This window comes from Roseovarius mucosus, from assembly GCF_002080415.1.
Taxonomy (GTDB): Bacteria; Pseudomonadota; Alphaproteobacteria; order Rhodobacterales; family Rhodobacteraceae; genus Roseovarius; species Roseovarius mucosus_A.
In genome coordinates, this window is record NZ_CP020474.1 from 673543 (window position 1) to 687881 (window position 14339).

The window sequence follows — 14339 nt, forward strand, 5'->3', positions numbered from 1 at the left end:
TCTCAGCCCTCCTCGGGAAATGCAAATCGCGCCACAATGCGCCGCCGCCAAGGCGCGCTCAGCGCGGTCTCAACCACGCCATGCCCCGAATAGGCGTGAATGAAACTTGCGCGCGCGCCCAGTTCCGCGACCACGCCCAGATGTTTGGCAACCGCCCCCTCACGCATTCGAAAGAGGATCACGTCACCTGCCGCCTCTTCGGTCAAATCTTTTACCAGCAAATGCCGCGCCGCCGCCTGCCACAGCACCTCTTGCCGCGCCGGTTCTGACCAATCCATCGAATAGGCGGGGGGGCGTTCCGGCTCGGCACCGCACATCTCGCACCACAGGCCTCGCACCAGCCCCAGACAATCGCAGCCAGCCCCGCGACAGGCCGCCTGATGCCGATACGGCGTGCCGATCCAGCCCCGCGCCGTCGCCACAATCCGCGCCCCCTGCCCGCTCACCTGCGGCTCCCGCCATCCAGCCGCGGCGCCTTGCTGGGATCGGTAATCGTCCAGTCATCGCCAGGGATGTCCGGAAACCCTTGAAAGTTCATAAGATTGTCAAACTTGAACTGACAAGTCCCGCGACGCTTGTCGCACCCAGCCTCAATCCGCAGCGCATTACCGGGCATCACCTTAGCCCCTAGAGGATGCCAAAGCTCGATCACCCGCCCCGTGCCCTCGGTCCGGTCTCGCTTGATCAGCCCGATCAAGCCCGCCGCCGCGCCGCTCAAAACCCGGAGCACGCCGTGGCGAAACCAGTCTTCGGCAAACCCGCCCATCTCAGCAAAGCGAAACACGCGGTTCTCCTCCACCTCCTCGGCGGGCCGCTCTGAAACATACCCCGGCGTATCCAGATCAAAGCGACAATCGCGATCCCCCAGAACGGCGCTGCACGCCTTTTGATAGACCCGCCCCAAGGGAACGTTGAGCGCGTCGGTCAGCCCGCGCAGCTCGGCCTCAAACGCCCCGCCCGCACGCCGCAACTCGCCAATGCTGCCGCGAAAGAGCAGGCGCCGCGCCGCCACATCCTGCCAGTTCACAAGCCACGCGCGCAGTTCCGCGCCGTCATAGCGCCCCGCCTCGATATCCGCCTCACGGATGGCGGCATCGTTCAGCGCGCCCAAGGCTTCGGTGTTGTCCACCGACAACCCCGTCGTCTGCTGCAAGGCCAAGGCGCTCAACCCGGTGTCGGGGCGAAACGCGATTCCCTCAAAGGCCAACAGCCGGTCGTGATCGGTGAACCCCATCACCACCCCGTCACGCCGCGTCAGCGCCCAAGCGCGGCAGGTGGTGGTCACACCTGTGCCAAGATGCTCCAACAGACCGGTCATACTCGGATCTCCACCACCGGCACATTGGGCACCTCGCCCGCCTGAAAACTGGCAAGGCTGGTTTGAATGCGGTCCGTATCAAACCGCACAGGCACATCGAATTCATATCCCGCCGTGATCGGCACGCCGCGATTGGGCGGCTCGGAAAAGGTGACAATCCCGGTGGCGGTATCAACTGTGTAATGCACGCCGTCCTGCATCTCGACATTATCAAGACCTAGGCGCACCGTGCCCGTGACTGGCTTCACAATTGGCCGCAGTACGACCTGATCCCCTGACCGATAGGACTTGACCAGCGGAAAGGCGACAGTCGCATCATCGCCAACGCCAATTTCCTGATCCCGGTAATCCGGCGCAGCCTTGGCCCGGCCCGATTTGAAATCAGTCCAATCCTTCCAGCGAAAGCCAAAAAGCTGCCCGCGCCGCGCCTCGAAAAACGCGATCAACGCCTCGATATCGTCCAGAGACCGAAGCGCCACACCCGCATCATAGCGTCTGCGCGCCTGCGCCCAAGGCGTGTTGCGCTCCTCGAACCCGTTGGCGAGCGTGACGATATCCGTCAACCGCTCCGGCCCGCCAAGCGAGCCGAAACTCAGGCTTGCCGGAAATCTGACCTCGTGAAATCCCATGTCCCACTCCCTTTCAGCGATTGCGCCCGCCGCGCCCGATCACGCGGCCCAGTTGCGCCGCGATCTGCCCTTGCGAGCGGCGAAACCCCTCGGCATCGGGGGTCTGGATATTCATCACCACGCTTACCGCCCCGCCGCCCTGTGCGCGCACGCCCAAACGCCCATCCGGACCACGACTGAGCGGCATGATCGCCTCTGGTCCAGCCTCGCCCATCAATCCGGTGCCACCCCGCATCGGAAACATGACCGGACCATTCACGACGCCACCATTGGCAAAGGGCTGCACCCGCCCCTGCGAAAAAGACGCCCCCTTGGCAAAGGGGAAAAGCCCCCCCACCAAGCTGCCGATCCCCTGCGAAATCAGGCCACCAATTTGATCCGTCACCGGACGTGCAGCGTCGTTGAATGCGGTATTGACCATGATCGTGGCCAACCGCCGCAAACTGTCCGACAGGCCGTCGCCATCAACCACAGCCCCCCGGATGGCCCCACGCAGGCCCCGGCTCAGCCCCCGCTCCAGCGATTGCACATCCTGTTCGGCGCCGGCAAAGCCGCCCCGCACCCGCGCCAGTTCTGCACCAAAGGCCGCCGCCATACTGGTCGTCTGCCCCATTGCATCATCAAGGGCGGCAATCTGCGCCTCCAATTCATCCATCGCTCATCTCTCCTTTTCCATCGGGAAAGGCGCGCAAGAGCGCCTCCAATCCAGCGCGCGCCATCGGGGCCACGCCCTGCCGCTCCCCCAGCATCAGGCGCAATTCGACAGGCGTCAGCGCCCAGAACTCGGCTGGTTTAAGGCCCAATCCCTGAAGCCCCGCGCGCATCAACGCAGGCCAGTCAAACCGCCCGCTCATGCGGCCCCTCTGGCAAGGCAAAGGCCCGCGCCAAAAGCTCTGCCGCCGCCCGCGCCGCCGCCAACGGCCCGCCTTCGATGTCGGCACTCTGCAAATCCGCCGCCGATCCGCGCCAGCCACCGCCACGCAGCCCCGCCACGATCAAAGCCAGCACATCGCGGGTGGAAAACGCGCCCCCTTCGAACCGCGCCACCAGATCGACAAGCGAACCGCTCGCCAACCCCGCCTCCAACTCGGCCAGCGCGCCCAGCGTAAGGCGCATCACCTGCCGCTCTCCGCCGATCACCAACGCCACCTCGCCTGCCCAGGGGTTGGCCATCGGATCACAGCACCGTAAAGGTCAGTTGCCCCGCCGAGGCGAGCGCCAACTCATACGTCGCCTCACCATCATGGGTGCCGCCATATTCGATCGCCGTCACTTGGAAGGGCCCCTCGATGGTGCCAAAATCCGGGATCACCACCTGAAAATCCGGCATTTCCCCATCAAAGAAGATCTGCCGCGCCCGCGCATCGCTTGTCGCATCGCGGAAAATACCCGATCCGCTGATGCTTGCAGATTTCACACCCGCCCCCGCCAGCAATTCGCGCCACCCGCCCGCCGACTCAAGGCTGGTCACATCCACGCTCTCGGCGTTGAAACTCACGCGCGTGGCCCGTAGCCCCGCCACCGTCTGAAAATTGCCGCTGCCATTGAGGTCAATCTTGACCAGCAGATCCTTGCCATTCTGTACAGCCATTGTCGTCACTCCAGAGTTTAAAGGTTAAGCGCCATCATCCACGCGCGCCTGAAAGGTCAGCTCGATCCGCCGCGCCTGCCCAGCCGTTTCGCGCCGGGCGCGGGCACGCAGGAAATTAAGGCCGCTCACCCGCCCGCGAGTCAGCGTTAAGTCAGCATCCAGCAGCGCATCGCTGACAGCACCCGCCACGGCCTTGGCCTCTTGAAACCCGCCACTCTCGCTGACAACGGTGACGGTGAAGCGGTGCCAAGCCCCGCCAGCGCTGCCATCGCCACGTGCGCGAACCTCCTCAGGGCCAAGCATCACATAGAGCGGCGGCACCCGGCCCGACGGCAGCGAATCATGAATCGCAGCGCCCACCAGCGCGCTTAATGCCACATCCTGCACCAGCCGTTGATACACTGCCGCCTGTAATCCTGCCGCCATCGCATAGCTCATGGCACCACCTCCTCTTGCGCCCAGAGAGACAGGTATCGCCCGCCCATATCCGCCTCTGTGACCGACAGGATTGCGAATTCGCGCGCACCATCGCGCAATCGGTTTCCGGCCTCTGGTCGCGACGCTGCCCCCTGCGGTGCAGCGCGCACCGTGATCCGATAGGCGGCCCGCGCCACAGCCGCGCCGCCCACCTCCGCCTCTCGGGCCGTGCGCGCGGCAACCTCAGCCCAAAGCGTGCCGCGCACCTCCCAGACTTCCGTGACACCCCCCGCCCCGTCGGACAGACGCACCGCCGCCTCCAGCACGAGGGGCCGGTTCAGCCTCGGGCGCGCCATCACCGGGCACCCCCGCCCAACAGCCGCACCGTGCGATAGCGCTCGATCAGGCTGGCCACACCAAAGGGCATGCAGCCGCTGCTCAGGCTCAGGTCATGTCGGTACTCGTAATAATGCGCCGCCAGCATCAACACGGCTTGCGCCAGATCTGCGGGCAAATCCCCCCAACCCACGCCAAAGCCCGCGCGAAACCGAACCTCTGCAACGCCCCCGCGCACAATCACGGGCAGGAACGTGCCCACAGGCCGCAGCACAGGCCGATGCACATCCTGCTCCAGCCGGTAATGCGCGGGGTCAATCACCTCGACCTCATCCGCCCGGTTGCGCAACCCAAGGCTCAGCAGCGCCCGCACGGGTGCCACCGGCAAGGCCTGGCCTGTCGCATCCCTCCAGTGATGCACCGCCCAAGAAAATTCGCGCTCCAGCAAGACCTTACCGGTGCGCCCCTCAATCGCCGCCAGCGACGCACGCAGAAAACTTTCCAGAACCGGGTCCTGGATATCGTCATCGGCAAAGCCCGTGCCCAACCGCAGATGCGCCTTGAACTCCGCCAGCGGCAGCGCGGCCAGGGGCACCGCAGTTTCTTCGATTAACATCATGGACCTTCTCCATTTATCCCGGACCCCTCCGGTGGTTCAGGCGCGCGCCATTCCGCGTTGCACGGACGGAGGGGACAGTTGGACAACGCCTCGCCCGAACGGCACGCGCCCCGGGGCGAGGGGATCACCCCCGCCCCGTCGCCGCGTCCTCAGGAAACGGCAAACTTCAAAAGCTTGATCGCCTTGAAATCGGACACATCGCCGCCCACTCGCTTGGTCGCGTAGAACAGGACATGCGGCTTGGCGCTGTAGGGATCACGCAACACCCGCAAATCCGGGCGCTCGGCCACCGTGTAACCGGCATTGAAATCGCCAAAGGCGATGGCATTGGCCCCGGTCGCGATGTCGGGCATATCCTCGGCGATCAGCACCGGATAGCCCATCAGCCGCGCAGGTTCTCCGGCGGCCAGACCATCCGACCACAGGAACCGCCCATCGGCATCCTTCATCTTGCGAATGGTGCCTGCGGTTTTGGAATTCATCACGAAGGTGCCGTTCGCCCGGTACTGCGCGCCCAAGGCATAGACCAGATCAACAATCGGATCAGGCCCCGAAATCGCGCCCGCAACACCGGTGGGCACATAGCCAAGATTACCCCAGACCCAGACATCATTGTCCACATTCGGATGCGTCAGGAACCCGCGCGGCTTGTCCACCCCATCGCCCGCAACGAACGCCGCCGCCTCGGCGCGCGCGAACTTGTCGGCGATGCGCCCCGCAAGCCAGCCCTCGACGTCAAAGGCGCTGTCATCCAGCAACCGCTGGCTGGCCTTGGGCAACGCGCTCAACTCATGTAGCGGGATACTGATGCGGTCGATCACCGGCGTATCGCTCTCGGATACTGTGCCGCTTTCCGTGGCCCAGCCATGGCCCACATCGGTGTGATCCACCAGCACATCAAAGCTGGTGGCCTCGACCGCCACCACATTGGCAACCGCCCGGATCGACGCGGTGGACTTCAGCACCGAGCGGATCGTCTCGGCGGTTTGCGGATCGACCAGATAGCCGCCCTCCCCCGCGATGGCGGTATTGAGCGCCTTGCCCTCCAATTCGAGGCCGCGCAGCCCGTCATCGTCGCCACCGCGCAAATAGGCGTCAAACGCCTTGCGATGCGGCGCAGAGCCGTCAGAACTGGCCGCCAGATGCGGACGCGCAAGCGCGATGGATTTGCGTTCAAACATGTTCATTTTCTCTTCTTGCTGTTGCAGTCGGTTGTGAATTTCGGCCCGAAAGCCGCTGAATTCGCTCAGAAACCCCGCCACTGCGGATTTCACCTCGGCCACCGGAGACAGATCTTCCCCGGCCCGAGCCTTTGCTTGGGTCATCATCATTCCATCCTTCAGGTTTGGGTCCTCGCTCGGGCGCTACACCTGCGCCATCTCCCGGCGGGCCGCGTCGAACGCCGCCGCCATCTCGCGCAGGGCTTGGGCCTCGGGGGCATCGCCCTTGGCCGTCACCCGCGCACTGGGCAGCATCGGGAAGGTCACCAGCGACACTTCCCACAGCTCCAGTTCCGTCAAGAGCCGCTGGCCCTTGTCATTCTTCACCGCGCGCAGCGTCCGGTATCCAATGCTGAGGCCATCAATCGCCCCCGCCGCGATCAGCGCTGCCGCCTCACGCGCACGCGCGACACTCCCCAAAAGCCGCCCCTTGACCCACAGACCCCGCGCATCCTCGCGCACCTCATCCCAGATGCCGATCGGTTGCGCCGGATCATGCTGCCACAGCATCTTGACGCGCCGCCCCTCCTTGGCCAGCCGCCCGAGAGAGGCCGCATAGGCCCCCCGCTCGACAATATCACCACCCTGATCGGGCGCGCCAAACAGGCTGGCGTAGCCCTCGATCTGCCCCGCCTCGCTCACGCTCAGCACCGCCCCATCCAGACGCGCGAATTTACGCTCCAGCCCTGTATCCATGTCCATCTGTCTCATCCTTTCGCTCTGCCTCACCCCGGCAACACCGCCAAAAGCGGCTGAAACGCCTGCGCGAGGATCGCTGCCACCACACCGTAAACCGCCAGCCACAATCGCCGCTCCAGCCGCTCCAAGGCCGCCTCGGTGCGCTCCAACCGCTCGGTCATCGCGCGGGTCTGAAACTCTGAAACCCGCTCATGCGCCTCCATTCGCAGCCCCGGCGCACAGTCGAACGCCTCGAACCCATAGCGCGGCGGCGGCACTCCCCGCTCAGCCATTGACCTCCTCCGCCGCCAGTGCAGGCAGTCCCAAAAGGCTGCGCTTTTCTCCATCGCTCAGAAAGTCTGCCCCACTCACCCGTGCCCATTGCGCATCACGCTCCGCTGCCAGCGCCGGCACCTGATCCAGATCGGGAACAAGGTCCAACGCCTCGCCGCTCATCCGCCCCAGCCAGGCCGATACCGTCGCAGCCACCCGCATGGCCAAAGGCAACACCGTCAGCCGATAAAACGCACGGTTGGCCTCCTGATAATTCGCGAATGTCGCATCGCCGGGAATACCGAGCAGCATCGGCGGCACGCCAAAGGCCAGCGCAATCTCGCGCGCCGCGCTTTCCTTGGTCTTCTGGAATTCCATGTCCGATGGGCTGAACCCCATCGGCTTCCAATCCAGCCCGCCCTCTAACAGCATCGGCCGCCCGGCATTGCGCGCGCCCTGATGATGCGCCTCCATCTCGCTGACCAGCCGGTCATATTGATCGCCAGACATCGCCCCCTGTCCCTCCGGCCCCTTATAGACAATCGCACCCGAGGGGCGCGCCGCATTGTCCAAAAGCGCCTTCGACCAACGACTTGCCGAATTATGCACATCCACCGCCTGCGCCGCCGCCTGCAATGGCGACAGCCCATAATGGTCGTCCTGAGGGTGAAAGGTCTTGATATGACAGACGCAAGGAACGCCCTCGCGCACATCGAACCGATGCTTGCGCCCCGCCACGGCATATTCATAGGCCACGGGCCAGCCATCCGCCCCCGGCACCACGCTCATCCGGTCAGAGCGCAGCACATGCAGCTCCAACGGCATGCCCCCCGCGCCCACCGCCTCGATATAGGCATTGCCCGTCAACAAGAGCTGGCCATAAAGCGCCTCAAAAAGCTCCGCCCGCCCCTGCGCCGGATTGGGGCATTTGATCAGGCTCAGCACCGGATGGACGGCAAAGCGCTGCTCAGAATTCTGCAACACCAGCGGCAGCGCCGCCGCCGCCTCAGCAATCATCTTCACACAACGAAACCCCACCGGATTCCCCGAAAACCCGGTGCGCGTCAGGCTGACGGTATCGCGCGGGCTCCAGGCCACACGCCCCGCGCCATGCCACGCCATCACACGGCCAGCCGCGCTTGCCTTTTGTTCGGGTGCCGCGTCGGGTGCACCGCCCCCTTGCCGGAAAAAATCCAGTATCATCGCGTTACTCTCCTTGATCCCGCTGACGCCGGGCCTCTTGCCCGCTTGAGAGGCATCAGACCGTCAAAGGTTTAAGGAAAGTAAACCAGACCGAGCGGGCCAGCGCTCAGACCCCCAAAGCCTCGCGCAACTCCGCCAGACGCGAGCGGCTGACAGGCGTGGTAACATCTTGCCCGCCAAGGCGAAAATAGCACAGCCCATTGTCCTTACGCCGCTCGAAATGCGAGACATGCGCCGGATTGACCAGATAGCTACGATGCACCTTAAGGAACGGACCGGGGCTCAACCGCCGCTCGGCCTCGGTGATTGACCACGTGCAAAAATGCTTGTTGGCCCCGGTATAGAGCAGCGTGTAATGCCCCTCGGCCCGCAAAAACGCCACATCACGCGCGTCGATGAAATGGGTCTGCCCGTGGTGCTCATAGGGAATGCGCTGCAAGACTTGGACGGGTTTGACCTCTGCCTCAACAGGCAAAGCTCCCTCCGCTTTGGCCCCCTGCGCCAGAAACGTGACCCCCGTCAGCAAGAACGCCCCGCACAGAACAAACGAACTGACCAGCACCCCCAGCGCCAAAACCTCATTGCCCATCAACGGGCCGATCTCCTGCGCCGTTGGCACTGCCACAAACCGTGTGCCGAACACCGCCGCGAAATGCACAAGGAACACGGCAAAGCCAAACGCCAATGTGCCCAGCAGAATATTGCGCGGCCGCCGCTGACCATAGGCCACCCAAATCGCCGCCACGCTCAGCCCACAGGCGGCCAGCACCGCAAACACCACCCCCGGCAGCGTATAAACCGCCCGGCAAAGCTGTAGCCCAGACATGCCCAGATAATGCATCGCCACAATGCCAAGACCGATGACACAGCCCGCCGCCGTCAGGCTTGCGCGCGTGCGCGGGTAGAAATGCAAGAGCAGCAGCGCCGCCCCTACCATCAGGATTGCAATCAGCGCCGATCCCAGCGTGATCATCGCATCGTAGTAAATCGGGATCGGCAGTTGCAGCCCCAGCATCGCCACGAAATGCATCGACCAGATGCCACCACCCAACGCAATCGCCGCCAAGGTCACGGAAAGTTTACGCATCGCTACGGGTTGCGCCGCAATGCCACGGGTCAGCGAAAACCCGGTAAAGGCTGCCACAAGCGACACGCTCAGTGACGCAACGACCAACCAGAGATTATGCGAATACTCCAGAAATTCCATGTCGACCCAACGGCTTGAGCATACCGCAAGAGCACCGGCAACCGCCGCCGCGCTCTTCCTCCCTTTTGCTCGGATCGTATGTCGCGGCCGCTCTCCTTACAAGGCTCTTGACCTCACAGGCTAAGAGCCAGTTTGCGCCCATCGTGAAACGCCTGCGCCGCCAGTCGTGGGGCATGGGCATCGCCAATCAGCGCCGCCGAAATGCCCAGATCAGCCAATCCGTGACGCAGGCTCACATCCGCCCGATTGGTTGTCGCCAACACCAGACTATCCGCCGCCACATGAGACCGCGCGCCGGTCAAAAGGTCCACCACCTCGGCCCCGCCGTTCTGCCAGCCAGTGATGGCGCTCTCGGTCACAAACCGCACGCCCAGCGCCGCCAGACGCCGCCTGAGCGGCACATCGGCGGCAGACCGCTCCAATTCGCGCCCGACAATAGCCTGTGGCGTCACGATCACCACCTGATGCCCCGCCTCGGCCAGATGCCAGGCGGTGCCACCCCCCCGCCAATTGCCGCCCTCATCCAGCACGATCACCCGGGGCCCCAGCCGCGCCGCGCGCCCCATCACATCCTCGACCGGCCAGACATTGCCATCCAGCCCCGGCAGCGCCGACAGATGCGGTATCGCCTTTTGAAACCCGGTGCCCGCAGGCAAAGACCCGGTGGCGAGGATCACCTGATCCGCCCCCATCGCAGCAATCTCGCCTGCGTCCAGATAGCTGTTAAAGTGCATCTCGACGCCCAAGCGCTCCAACTGCCGCGCATACCAGCCCAGCAGGTCCAAGATCTGCGCCCGCCTTGGCTGCAGCCCCGCCAACCGGAACTGCCCGCCCAACTCCGGCCCGGCCTCATGCAGACACACCCGGTGCCCACGCTCTGCCGCCACCCGCGCGGCCTCCAGCCCCGCAGGCCCAGCGCCCACAACCAGCACAGTACGGACCTGCTCCGCCGGGCGGAACCGATCACCGCCCCATTGATGCTCCCATCCCACCGACGGGTTGATCAGGCAGGAAATCCAGTAATCGCGGCTGCGCCGCCCCCAGCATTGCTGATTGCACGAAATGCAGCCCCGCACATCTTCGGGGCGCCCCGCTTCGGCCTTGGCCACCAGATGTGGATCGGCAATCTGCCCGCGCACGATCGAGACCATGTCGGCCTCGCCTGCGCCCAGCACCGTATTGGCATTCTCGGGCGTGCGAATATGGCTTTCCGCCGTCACCAAGGCATGTCGCACCACGCCCTTTAGCCGCGCCGCCAGATCAACCCCCAGCTTTTCAGGATATAGAAATGTCGGCATCAAGGGATGATAATCCAGATAGCTGCCTGACCCGCAGGTCACATAATCCATCAACCCTTCGGCATCATGCAACGCCACAACCTCCGCCATGGCCTCATGCCCCAGCGTCGCCTCGACGGTCGAACCATCACTCACCGACAGTCCGACAATAAACCCCGGCCCACAGGCCGCCCGCACCCTGCGCAGGATTTCGCGCGAAAACCGCGTGCGGTTCTCAAGGCTGCCGCCCCACTCATCGTCCCGCGTGTTCGACATCGGCGTCCAGAACTGATCCAGCAGACAATGATAAGCGGCCCAGACCTCGACCCCGTCAAACCCGGCTTTCTGACAGCGCAGCGCCGCCGCAACAAAGCTCTCGATGATCTCCTCGATTTCCGCGCCGCTCATCTCGTGACTGCCGTCACTGTCATGCCAGCTTGGCCCGCCCGAGGGCGACCATGCCGCGTGCCAGCTATTGTCCTGATCGCCATGCGCGCCCACGTGATAAAGCTGCTGCACCACCACTGCGCCATGCCGTTTGACGGCCCGCGTCAGCTTGGCAAAGGCCGGGATCACCTCATCCGAGGAATGCCGGAAATTGCCCCGCGTCAACACGGCGGTGCGATGCACCGGCATCGGCTCAACGACAATCATCGCAGCCCCGCCAATGGCCCGCTCTTCGTAATAGGCAATATGCCGCGCGCCCGGCAGACCGTCCTCGGCCATATTCGTCGTATGCGCCCCAAACACCACCCGATTACGCAGGACATGCCCCGCCAGCACAGCAGGGCGAAACACATGCGAAAACGCACTCATCCCTTGTCCGCCAAACGGTCCAGACCCTCGCTCAACACCGCGCGCATCCCCGCACTCTCCATATGCTGCCTGAGGCGCTGATTATATCCGCCCTTCGTGTTGAGCGCGTCCAGCATTGGCTGACACGCCCCGCTCATCAGGCTGCTTCCCACCAGATGCCGCAAAAACGCCTCGCCCCCGCCAAGCCACTCCGCCGCACCGCTGACCATCTGCACCGCGGGCGACAATACCGCTTGCGCACATAGATACGCCTCCAACTCCGCCCGGTCCCGCAAGCTGTAAACCGTGTTGGCAGGCGCAAAAAGCGCCTCGATCACCGCAACCTTACCCAGCGCCAGAATGGGTGATCCACCCTGCGCAATCCCCGGATAGGGCAGCATCACCGCCTCGGCCCGCGCCGGGGCCACCAACGCCGCCACCTCTTCCAGCGGCATCCCCGCCATAAAGGACACCACCCGCTGATCTGCCCGAAACCGCAGCGTTCCCAAAACCTCTGCCGCAATCTCCGCCATAAGCCCAAGAAACACGACCTCGCTCGCGTCCACTACAGGCTGATTGGACGCGACGGTCACATTGGTAAAATCCCCCGCCAGCCGCGCCGCTCGCCCAGCATTGCGCTCTGATACCGCGATCTCATGCCCCTCAGGGGCCAGCGCCCGCACCACCGCCTCGGAAATGGTGCCGGTGCCCAGAAACCCCAGCCGCACGTCAGATATCCTTCATCAGCCGCAGCGCATCATAAATCGCTGCATGGGTATTGCGCGACGACACCGCATCGCCAATCCGAAACAACTGGAACGCGCCCTCGGGATTGCTGTCAACCGCCTGCGCATCTCCGGCAATCAGCGCATCCTGATCCACCTCACCCAGATTGCGCGACAGGGGCTTCAGTTCGAAGTAAAGATCATCCAGCGGCAGCGTACCATAATTCACCACCACCTGATCATAGGTCTTCTCAGAGGTGAACTTACTATAATCCGTGCCGATCTTTGCCTTCAGCCGGTTGCCGTCCCGCGTCACATCCAAAAGCCGCCGCGTCACGGTAAAGGCTACATCCTTGTCCTGCAGGCTGCGCATGTACGGCACCAGATTCATCGCCATGATATCGGGCGCAAAGACCCGGTCCGGTGTCATCACCTCAACGCTCGCCCCGGCATTGGCCGCAACCTCTGCCGCCATCAACCCCGGATGATCGCCACTCTCGTCATAGATAAGGACAGTCTGCCCCGGCTTCACATCGCCCGAAATCAAATCCCAGGCCGTGACAACCAACTCTTGCTCTTTGCCACTTTCAAAAAGCTCGCGATTGGGCAGGCCCCCTGTCGCCACAATCACCACATCGGGGTTAAGGGCGGTCACATCCTCGGCCTCGGCGACTGTGTTGAAGTGAAAGACCACATCGCGCGCCGCGCATTGCGCCATACGCCAGTCGATGATGCTGATCATCTCGCGCCGACGAGGATTAAGCGCGGTCAGCCGGATTTGCCCCCCCGGATCGGGCTGCGCCTCGAACACGGTCACATCATGGCCGCGCTCTGCAGCCACGCGCGCCGCCTCCAGCCCCGCAGGCCCCGCGCCGACAATCACAACCTTTTTGCGTGTCTCAGCCGGGCTAATCTCATGCGGCATGGTCAATTCACGGCCCGTGGCGGCGTTGTGAATGCACAGCGCCTCACCTGCGGCATAAATCCGGTCCAGACAGAAGGTCGCGCCGACACAGGGCCGAATATCCGCTTCGCGCCCCTCGATGATTTTGCGCACGATATGCGGGTCCGCCATATGCGCCCGCGTCATGCCAACCATATCCAAAAGCCCCGCTTGGATCGCGTGCCGCGCAGTTGCCACATCGGGGATCTTGGCGGCGTGGAACGTGGGCATGCCTGTCGCCGCCCTGACCGCCCCCGCGAAATCCAAATGCGGCGCAGATCGCATCCCCTGCACCGGGATCACATCGGTCATCGCCGGATCGGTATGAATACGCCCCCGGATCACATTAAGGAAATCGATCATGCCGGTGGCCGCCAGCCGCTTGGAAATCTCCAACCCCTCCTCGGGCGTGATCCCCCCCGCCTCGGCCTCATCCGCCGTATAGCGTAGACCTACGATGAACTCAGTGCCCACCCGCTTGCGAATGGCCGCCAGCACATCCAAAAGCAGCTTCATCCGGGTCTCAAGGCTCTGCCCACCATAGGGCCCGTCCAGATCATTGGTCAGCGGCGACCAGAACTGATCAAGAAGATGGCCATACACCTGCAACTCGATCCCATCCATGCCCCCCTCTTTCATCCGCTCCGTGGCATCGACGAAATCCGTAATGATGCGCGCAATATCCCAATCCTCCGCCAGCTTGGGAAAGGCCCGGTGCGCGGGTTCGCGATGCTTGGTCGAGGACACAGACGGCAACCAATCCCCTTTGGACCAGCCCGTGCGCCGCCCCAGATGCGTAAGCTGGATCATGACCGCACAGCCATGCTCGTGACAGGCATCGGTCAACTGCCGGATATAGGGCACCACCTCGTCCTTATAGGCGAGGACATTGTTGAATACCGGCGGGCTGTCCTTGGACACAGCCGCCGACCCTGCGGTCATCGCCAGCGCCACGCCCGCCTTTGCACGCTCGGCGTGATAGGCGGTATAGCGCGCCTTGGGCATGCCCTCTTCGGGATAGGCCGGTTCATGGCTCGTGGTCATGATCCGGTTCTTCAGCGTCAGATGCTTGAGTTGATAGGGTTGCAGCAGCGGGTCACGCGACATG

The 14339-nt window shown here is 63.8% G+C and carries 18 protein-coding genes; all 18 read right to left on the reverse strand.

Translation table 11 applies throughout. From position 1 onward, the window contains the following. Positions 1–2 precede the first annotated feature (2 nt). On the reverse strand, positions 3–446 hold the full coding sequence (locus ROSMUCSMR3_RS03220) for an NlpC/P60 family protein (protein ID WP_081506430.1): 444 nt from the start codon (positions 444–446) through the stop codon (positions 3–5). Then, positions 443–1318, reverse strand: coding sequence for a DUF2163 domain-containing protein (locus ROSMUCSMR3_RS03225; RefSeq protein ID WP_081506431.1), 876 nt, complete (start codon positions 1316–1318; stop codon positions 443–445). The genes ROSMUCSMR3_RS03220 and ROSMUCSMR3_RS03225 overlap by 4 nt, the downstream gene beginning before the upstream one ends. Continuing rightward, positions 1315–1947, reverse strand: coding sequence for a DUF2460 domain-containing protein (locus tag ROSMUCSMR3_RS03230; RefSeq protein ID WP_081506432.1), 633 nt, complete (start codon positions 1945–1947; stop codon positions 1315–1317). Before ROSMUCSMR3_RS03230 ends, ROSMUCSMR3_RS03225 begins: the two co-directional genes overlap by 4 nt. Positions 1948–1960: 13 nt before the next feature. Further along, the gene (locus ROSMUCSMR3_RS03235; protein WP_081506433.1) at positions 1961–2602 is read right to left on the reverse strand and encodes a phage tail tape measure protein; all 642 of its coding nucleotides are present in this window, start codon (positions 2600–2602) and stop codon (positions 1961–1963) included. Then, the gene (locus ROSMUCSMR3_RS03240) at positions 2595–2801 is read right to left on the reverse strand and encodes a rcc01693 family protein (RefSeq protein ID WP_081506434.1); all 207 of its coding nucleotides are present in this window, start codon (positions 2799–2801) and stop codon (positions 2595–2597) included. Before ROSMUCSMR3_RS03240 ends, ROSMUCSMR3_RS03235 begins: the two co-directional genes overlap by 8 nt. Further along, on the reverse strand, positions 2785–3120 hold the full coding sequence (locus tag ROSMUCSMR3_RS03245; RefSeq protein WP_081506435.1) for a gene transfer agent family protein: 336 nt from the start codon (positions 3118–3120) through the stop codon (positions 2785–2787). The genes ROSMUCSMR3_RS03240 and ROSMUCSMR3_RS03245 overlap by 17 nt, the downstream gene beginning before the upstream one ends. Positions 3121–3124: 4 nt before the next feature. Continuing rightward, positions 3125–3538 carry a phage major tail protein, TP901-1 family gene (locus ROSMUCSMR3_RS03250; RefSeq protein ID WP_008282342.1) on the reverse strand — a complete coding sequence of 138 codons (414 nt, stop codon included), beginning with the start codon at positions 3536–3538 and terminating at the stop codon, positions 3125–3127. Between the two features lie 24 nt (positions 3539–3562). Continuing rightward, complete coding sequence (locus tag ROSMUCSMR3_RS03255) at positions 3563–3976, reverse strand: DUF3168 domain-containing protein (protein WP_081506436.1); 414 nt, start codon at positions 3974–3976, stop codon at positions 3563–3565. Further along, a complete protein-coding gene (locus tag ROSMUCSMR3_RS03260) occupies positions 3973–4311 on the reverse strand; it encodes a head-tail adaptor protein (protein WP_008282344.1) in 339 nt (112 codons plus the stop codon). Before ROSMUCSMR3_RS03260 ends, ROSMUCSMR3_RS03255 begins: the two co-directional genes overlap by 4 nt. Beyond that, the gene (locus tag ROSMUCSMR3_RS03265) at positions 4311–4910 is read right to left on the reverse strand and encodes a head-tail connector protein (RefSeq protein WP_081506437.1); all 600 of its coding nucleotides are present in this window, start codon (positions 4908–4910) and stop codon (positions 4311–4313) included. Before ROSMUCSMR3_RS03265 ends, ROSMUCSMR3_RS03260 begins: the two co-directional genes overlap by 1 nt. Positions 4911–5059: 149 nt before the next feature. Then, complete coding sequence (locus ROSMUCSMR3_RS03270; RefSeq protein ID WP_081506438.1) at positions 5060–6241, reverse strand: phage major capsid protein; 1182 nt, start codon at positions 6239–6241, stop codon at positions 5060–5062. A 33-nt stretch (positions 6242–6274) separates the two neighbouring features. Continuing rightward, positions 6275–6832: an HK97 family phage prohead protease gene (locus ROSMUCSMR3_RS03275; protein ID WP_081506439.1), complete on the reverse strand. Its 558-nt coding sequence runs from the start codon at positions 6830–6832 to the stop codon at positions 6275–6277. Positions 6833–6855: 23 nt separating this feature from the next. Next, positions 6856–7101, reverse strand: a complete 246-nt coding sequence (locus ROSMUCSMR3_RS03280; protein WP_008282348.1) for a GTA head formation protein, RCAP_rcc01685 family — start codon at positions 7099–7101, stop codon at positions 6856–6858. After that, on the reverse strand, positions 7094–8284 hold the full coding sequence (locus tag ROSMUCSMR3_RS03285; protein ID WP_081506440.1) for a phage portal protein: 1191 nt from the start codon (positions 8282–8284) through the stop codon (positions 7094–7096). The genes ROSMUCSMR3_RS03280 and ROSMUCSMR3_RS03285 overlap by 8 nt, the downstream gene beginning before the upstream one ends. Positions 8285–8390: 106 nt before the next feature. Further along, positions 8391–9491, reverse strand: a complete 1101-nt coding sequence (locus ROSMUCSMR3_RS03290) for an MHYT domain-containing protein (RefSeq protein WP_008282350.1) — start codon at positions 9489–9491, stop codon at positions 8391–8393. A 113-nt stretch (positions 9492–9604) separates the two neighbouring features. Beyond that, positions 9605–11584 (reverse strand): FAD-dependent oxidoreductase, encoded by a 1980-nt coding sequence (locus ROSMUCSMR3_RS03295; protein WP_081506441.1) that lies wholly within the window; start codon positions 11582–11584, stop codon positions 9605–9607. After that, positions 11581–12291, reverse strand: coding sequence for an NAD(P)-binding domain-containing protein (locus ROSMUCSMR3_RS03300; RefSeq protein ID WP_081506442.1), 711 nt, complete (start codon positions 12289–12291; stop codon positions 11581–11583). Before ROSMUCSMR3_RS03300 ends, ROSMUCSMR3_RS03295 begins: the two co-directional genes overlap by 4 nt. 1 nt (position 12292) lies before the next feature. Further along, positions 12293–14338 carry an NADH:flavin oxidoreductase gene (locus ROSMUCSMR3_RS03305; RefSeq protein ID WP_081506443.1) on the reverse strand — a complete coding sequence of 682 codons (2046 nt, stop codon included), beginning with the start codon at positions 14336–14338 and terminating at the stop codon, positions 12293–12295. Between the last annotated feature and the right edge of the window lies 1 nt (position 14339).

What these genes read in the sequence shown, in the direction of transcription:
- ROSMUCSMR3_RS03275 (WP_081506439.1), bottom strand. Translation starts at nt 6,832, where the DNA reads ATGGACATGGATACAGGGCTGGAGCGTAAATTCGCGCGTCTGGATGGG.
- ROSMUCSMR3_RS03280 (WP_008282348.1), bottom strand. Translation starts at nt 7,101, where the DNA reads ATGGCTGAGCGGGGAGTGCCGCCGCCGCGCTATGGGTTCGAGGCGTTC.
- ROSMUCSMR3_RS03240 (WP_081506434.1), bottom strand. Translation starts at nt 2,801, where the DNA reads ATGAGCGGGCGGTTTGACTGGCCTGCGTTGATGCGCGCGGGGCTTCAG.
- ROSMUCSMR3_RS03245 (WP_081506435.1), bottom strand. Translation starts at nt 3,120, where the DNA reads ATGGCCAACCCCTGGGCAGGCGAGGTGGCGTTGGTGATCGGCGGAGAG.
- ROSMUCSMR3_RS03290 (WP_008282350.1), bottom strand. Translation starts at nt 9,491, where the DNA reads ATGGAATTTCTGGAGTATTCGCATAATCTCTGGTTGGTCGTTGCGTCA.
- ROSMUCSMR3_RS03285 (WP_081506440.1), bottom strand. Translation starts at nt 8,284, where the DNA reads ATGATACTGGATTTTTTCCGGCAAGGGGGCGGTGCACCCGACGCGGCA.
- ROSMUCSMR3_RS03265 (WP_081506437.1), bottom strand. Translation starts at nt 4,910, where the DNA reads ATGATGTTAATCGAAGAAACTGCGGTGCCCCTGGCCGCGCTGCCGCTG.
- ROSMUCSMR3_RS03270 (WP_081506438.1), bottom strand. Translation starts at nt 6,241, where the DNA reads ATGATGATGACCCAAGCAAAGGCTCGGGCCGGGGAAGATCTGTCTCCG.
- ROSMUCSMR3_RS03230 (WP_081506432.1), bottom strand. Translation starts at nt 1,947, where the DNA reads ATGGGATTTCACGAGGTCAGATTTCCGGCAAGCCTGAGTTTCGGCTCG.
- ROSMUCSMR3_RS03305 (WP_081506443.1), bottom strand. Translation starts at nt 14,338, where the DNA reads ATGTCGCGTGACCCGCTGCTGCAACCCTATCAACTCAAGCATCTGACG.
- ROSMUCSMR3_RS03250 (WP_008282342.1), bottom strand. Translation starts at nt 3,538, where the DNA reads ATGGCTGTACAGAATGGCAAGGATCTGCTGGTCAAGATTGACCTCAAT.
- ROSMUCSMR3_RS03225 (WP_081506431.1), bottom strand. Translation starts at nt 1,318, where the DNA reads ATGACCGGTCTGTTGGAGCATCTTGGCACAGGTGTGACCACCACCTGC.
- ROSMUCSMR3_RS03295 (WP_081506441.1), bottom strand. Translation starts at nt 11,584, where the DNA reads ATGAGTGCGTTTTCGCATGTGTTTCGCCCTGCTGTGCTGGCGGGGCAT.
- ROSMUCSMR3_RS03255 (WP_081506436.1), bottom strand. Translation starts at nt 3,976, where the DNA reads ATGAGCTATGCGATGGCGGCAGGATTACAGGCGGCAGTGTATCAACGG.
- ROSMUCSMR3_RS03260 (WP_008282344.1), bottom strand. Translation starts at nt 4,311, where the DNA reads ATGGCGCGCCCGAGGCTGAACCGGCCCCTCGTGCTGGAGGCGGCGGTG.
- ROSMUCSMR3_RS03235 (WP_081506433.1), bottom strand. Translation starts at nt 2,602, where the DNA reads ATGGATGAATTGGAGGCGCAGATTGCCGCCCTTGATGATGCAATGGGG.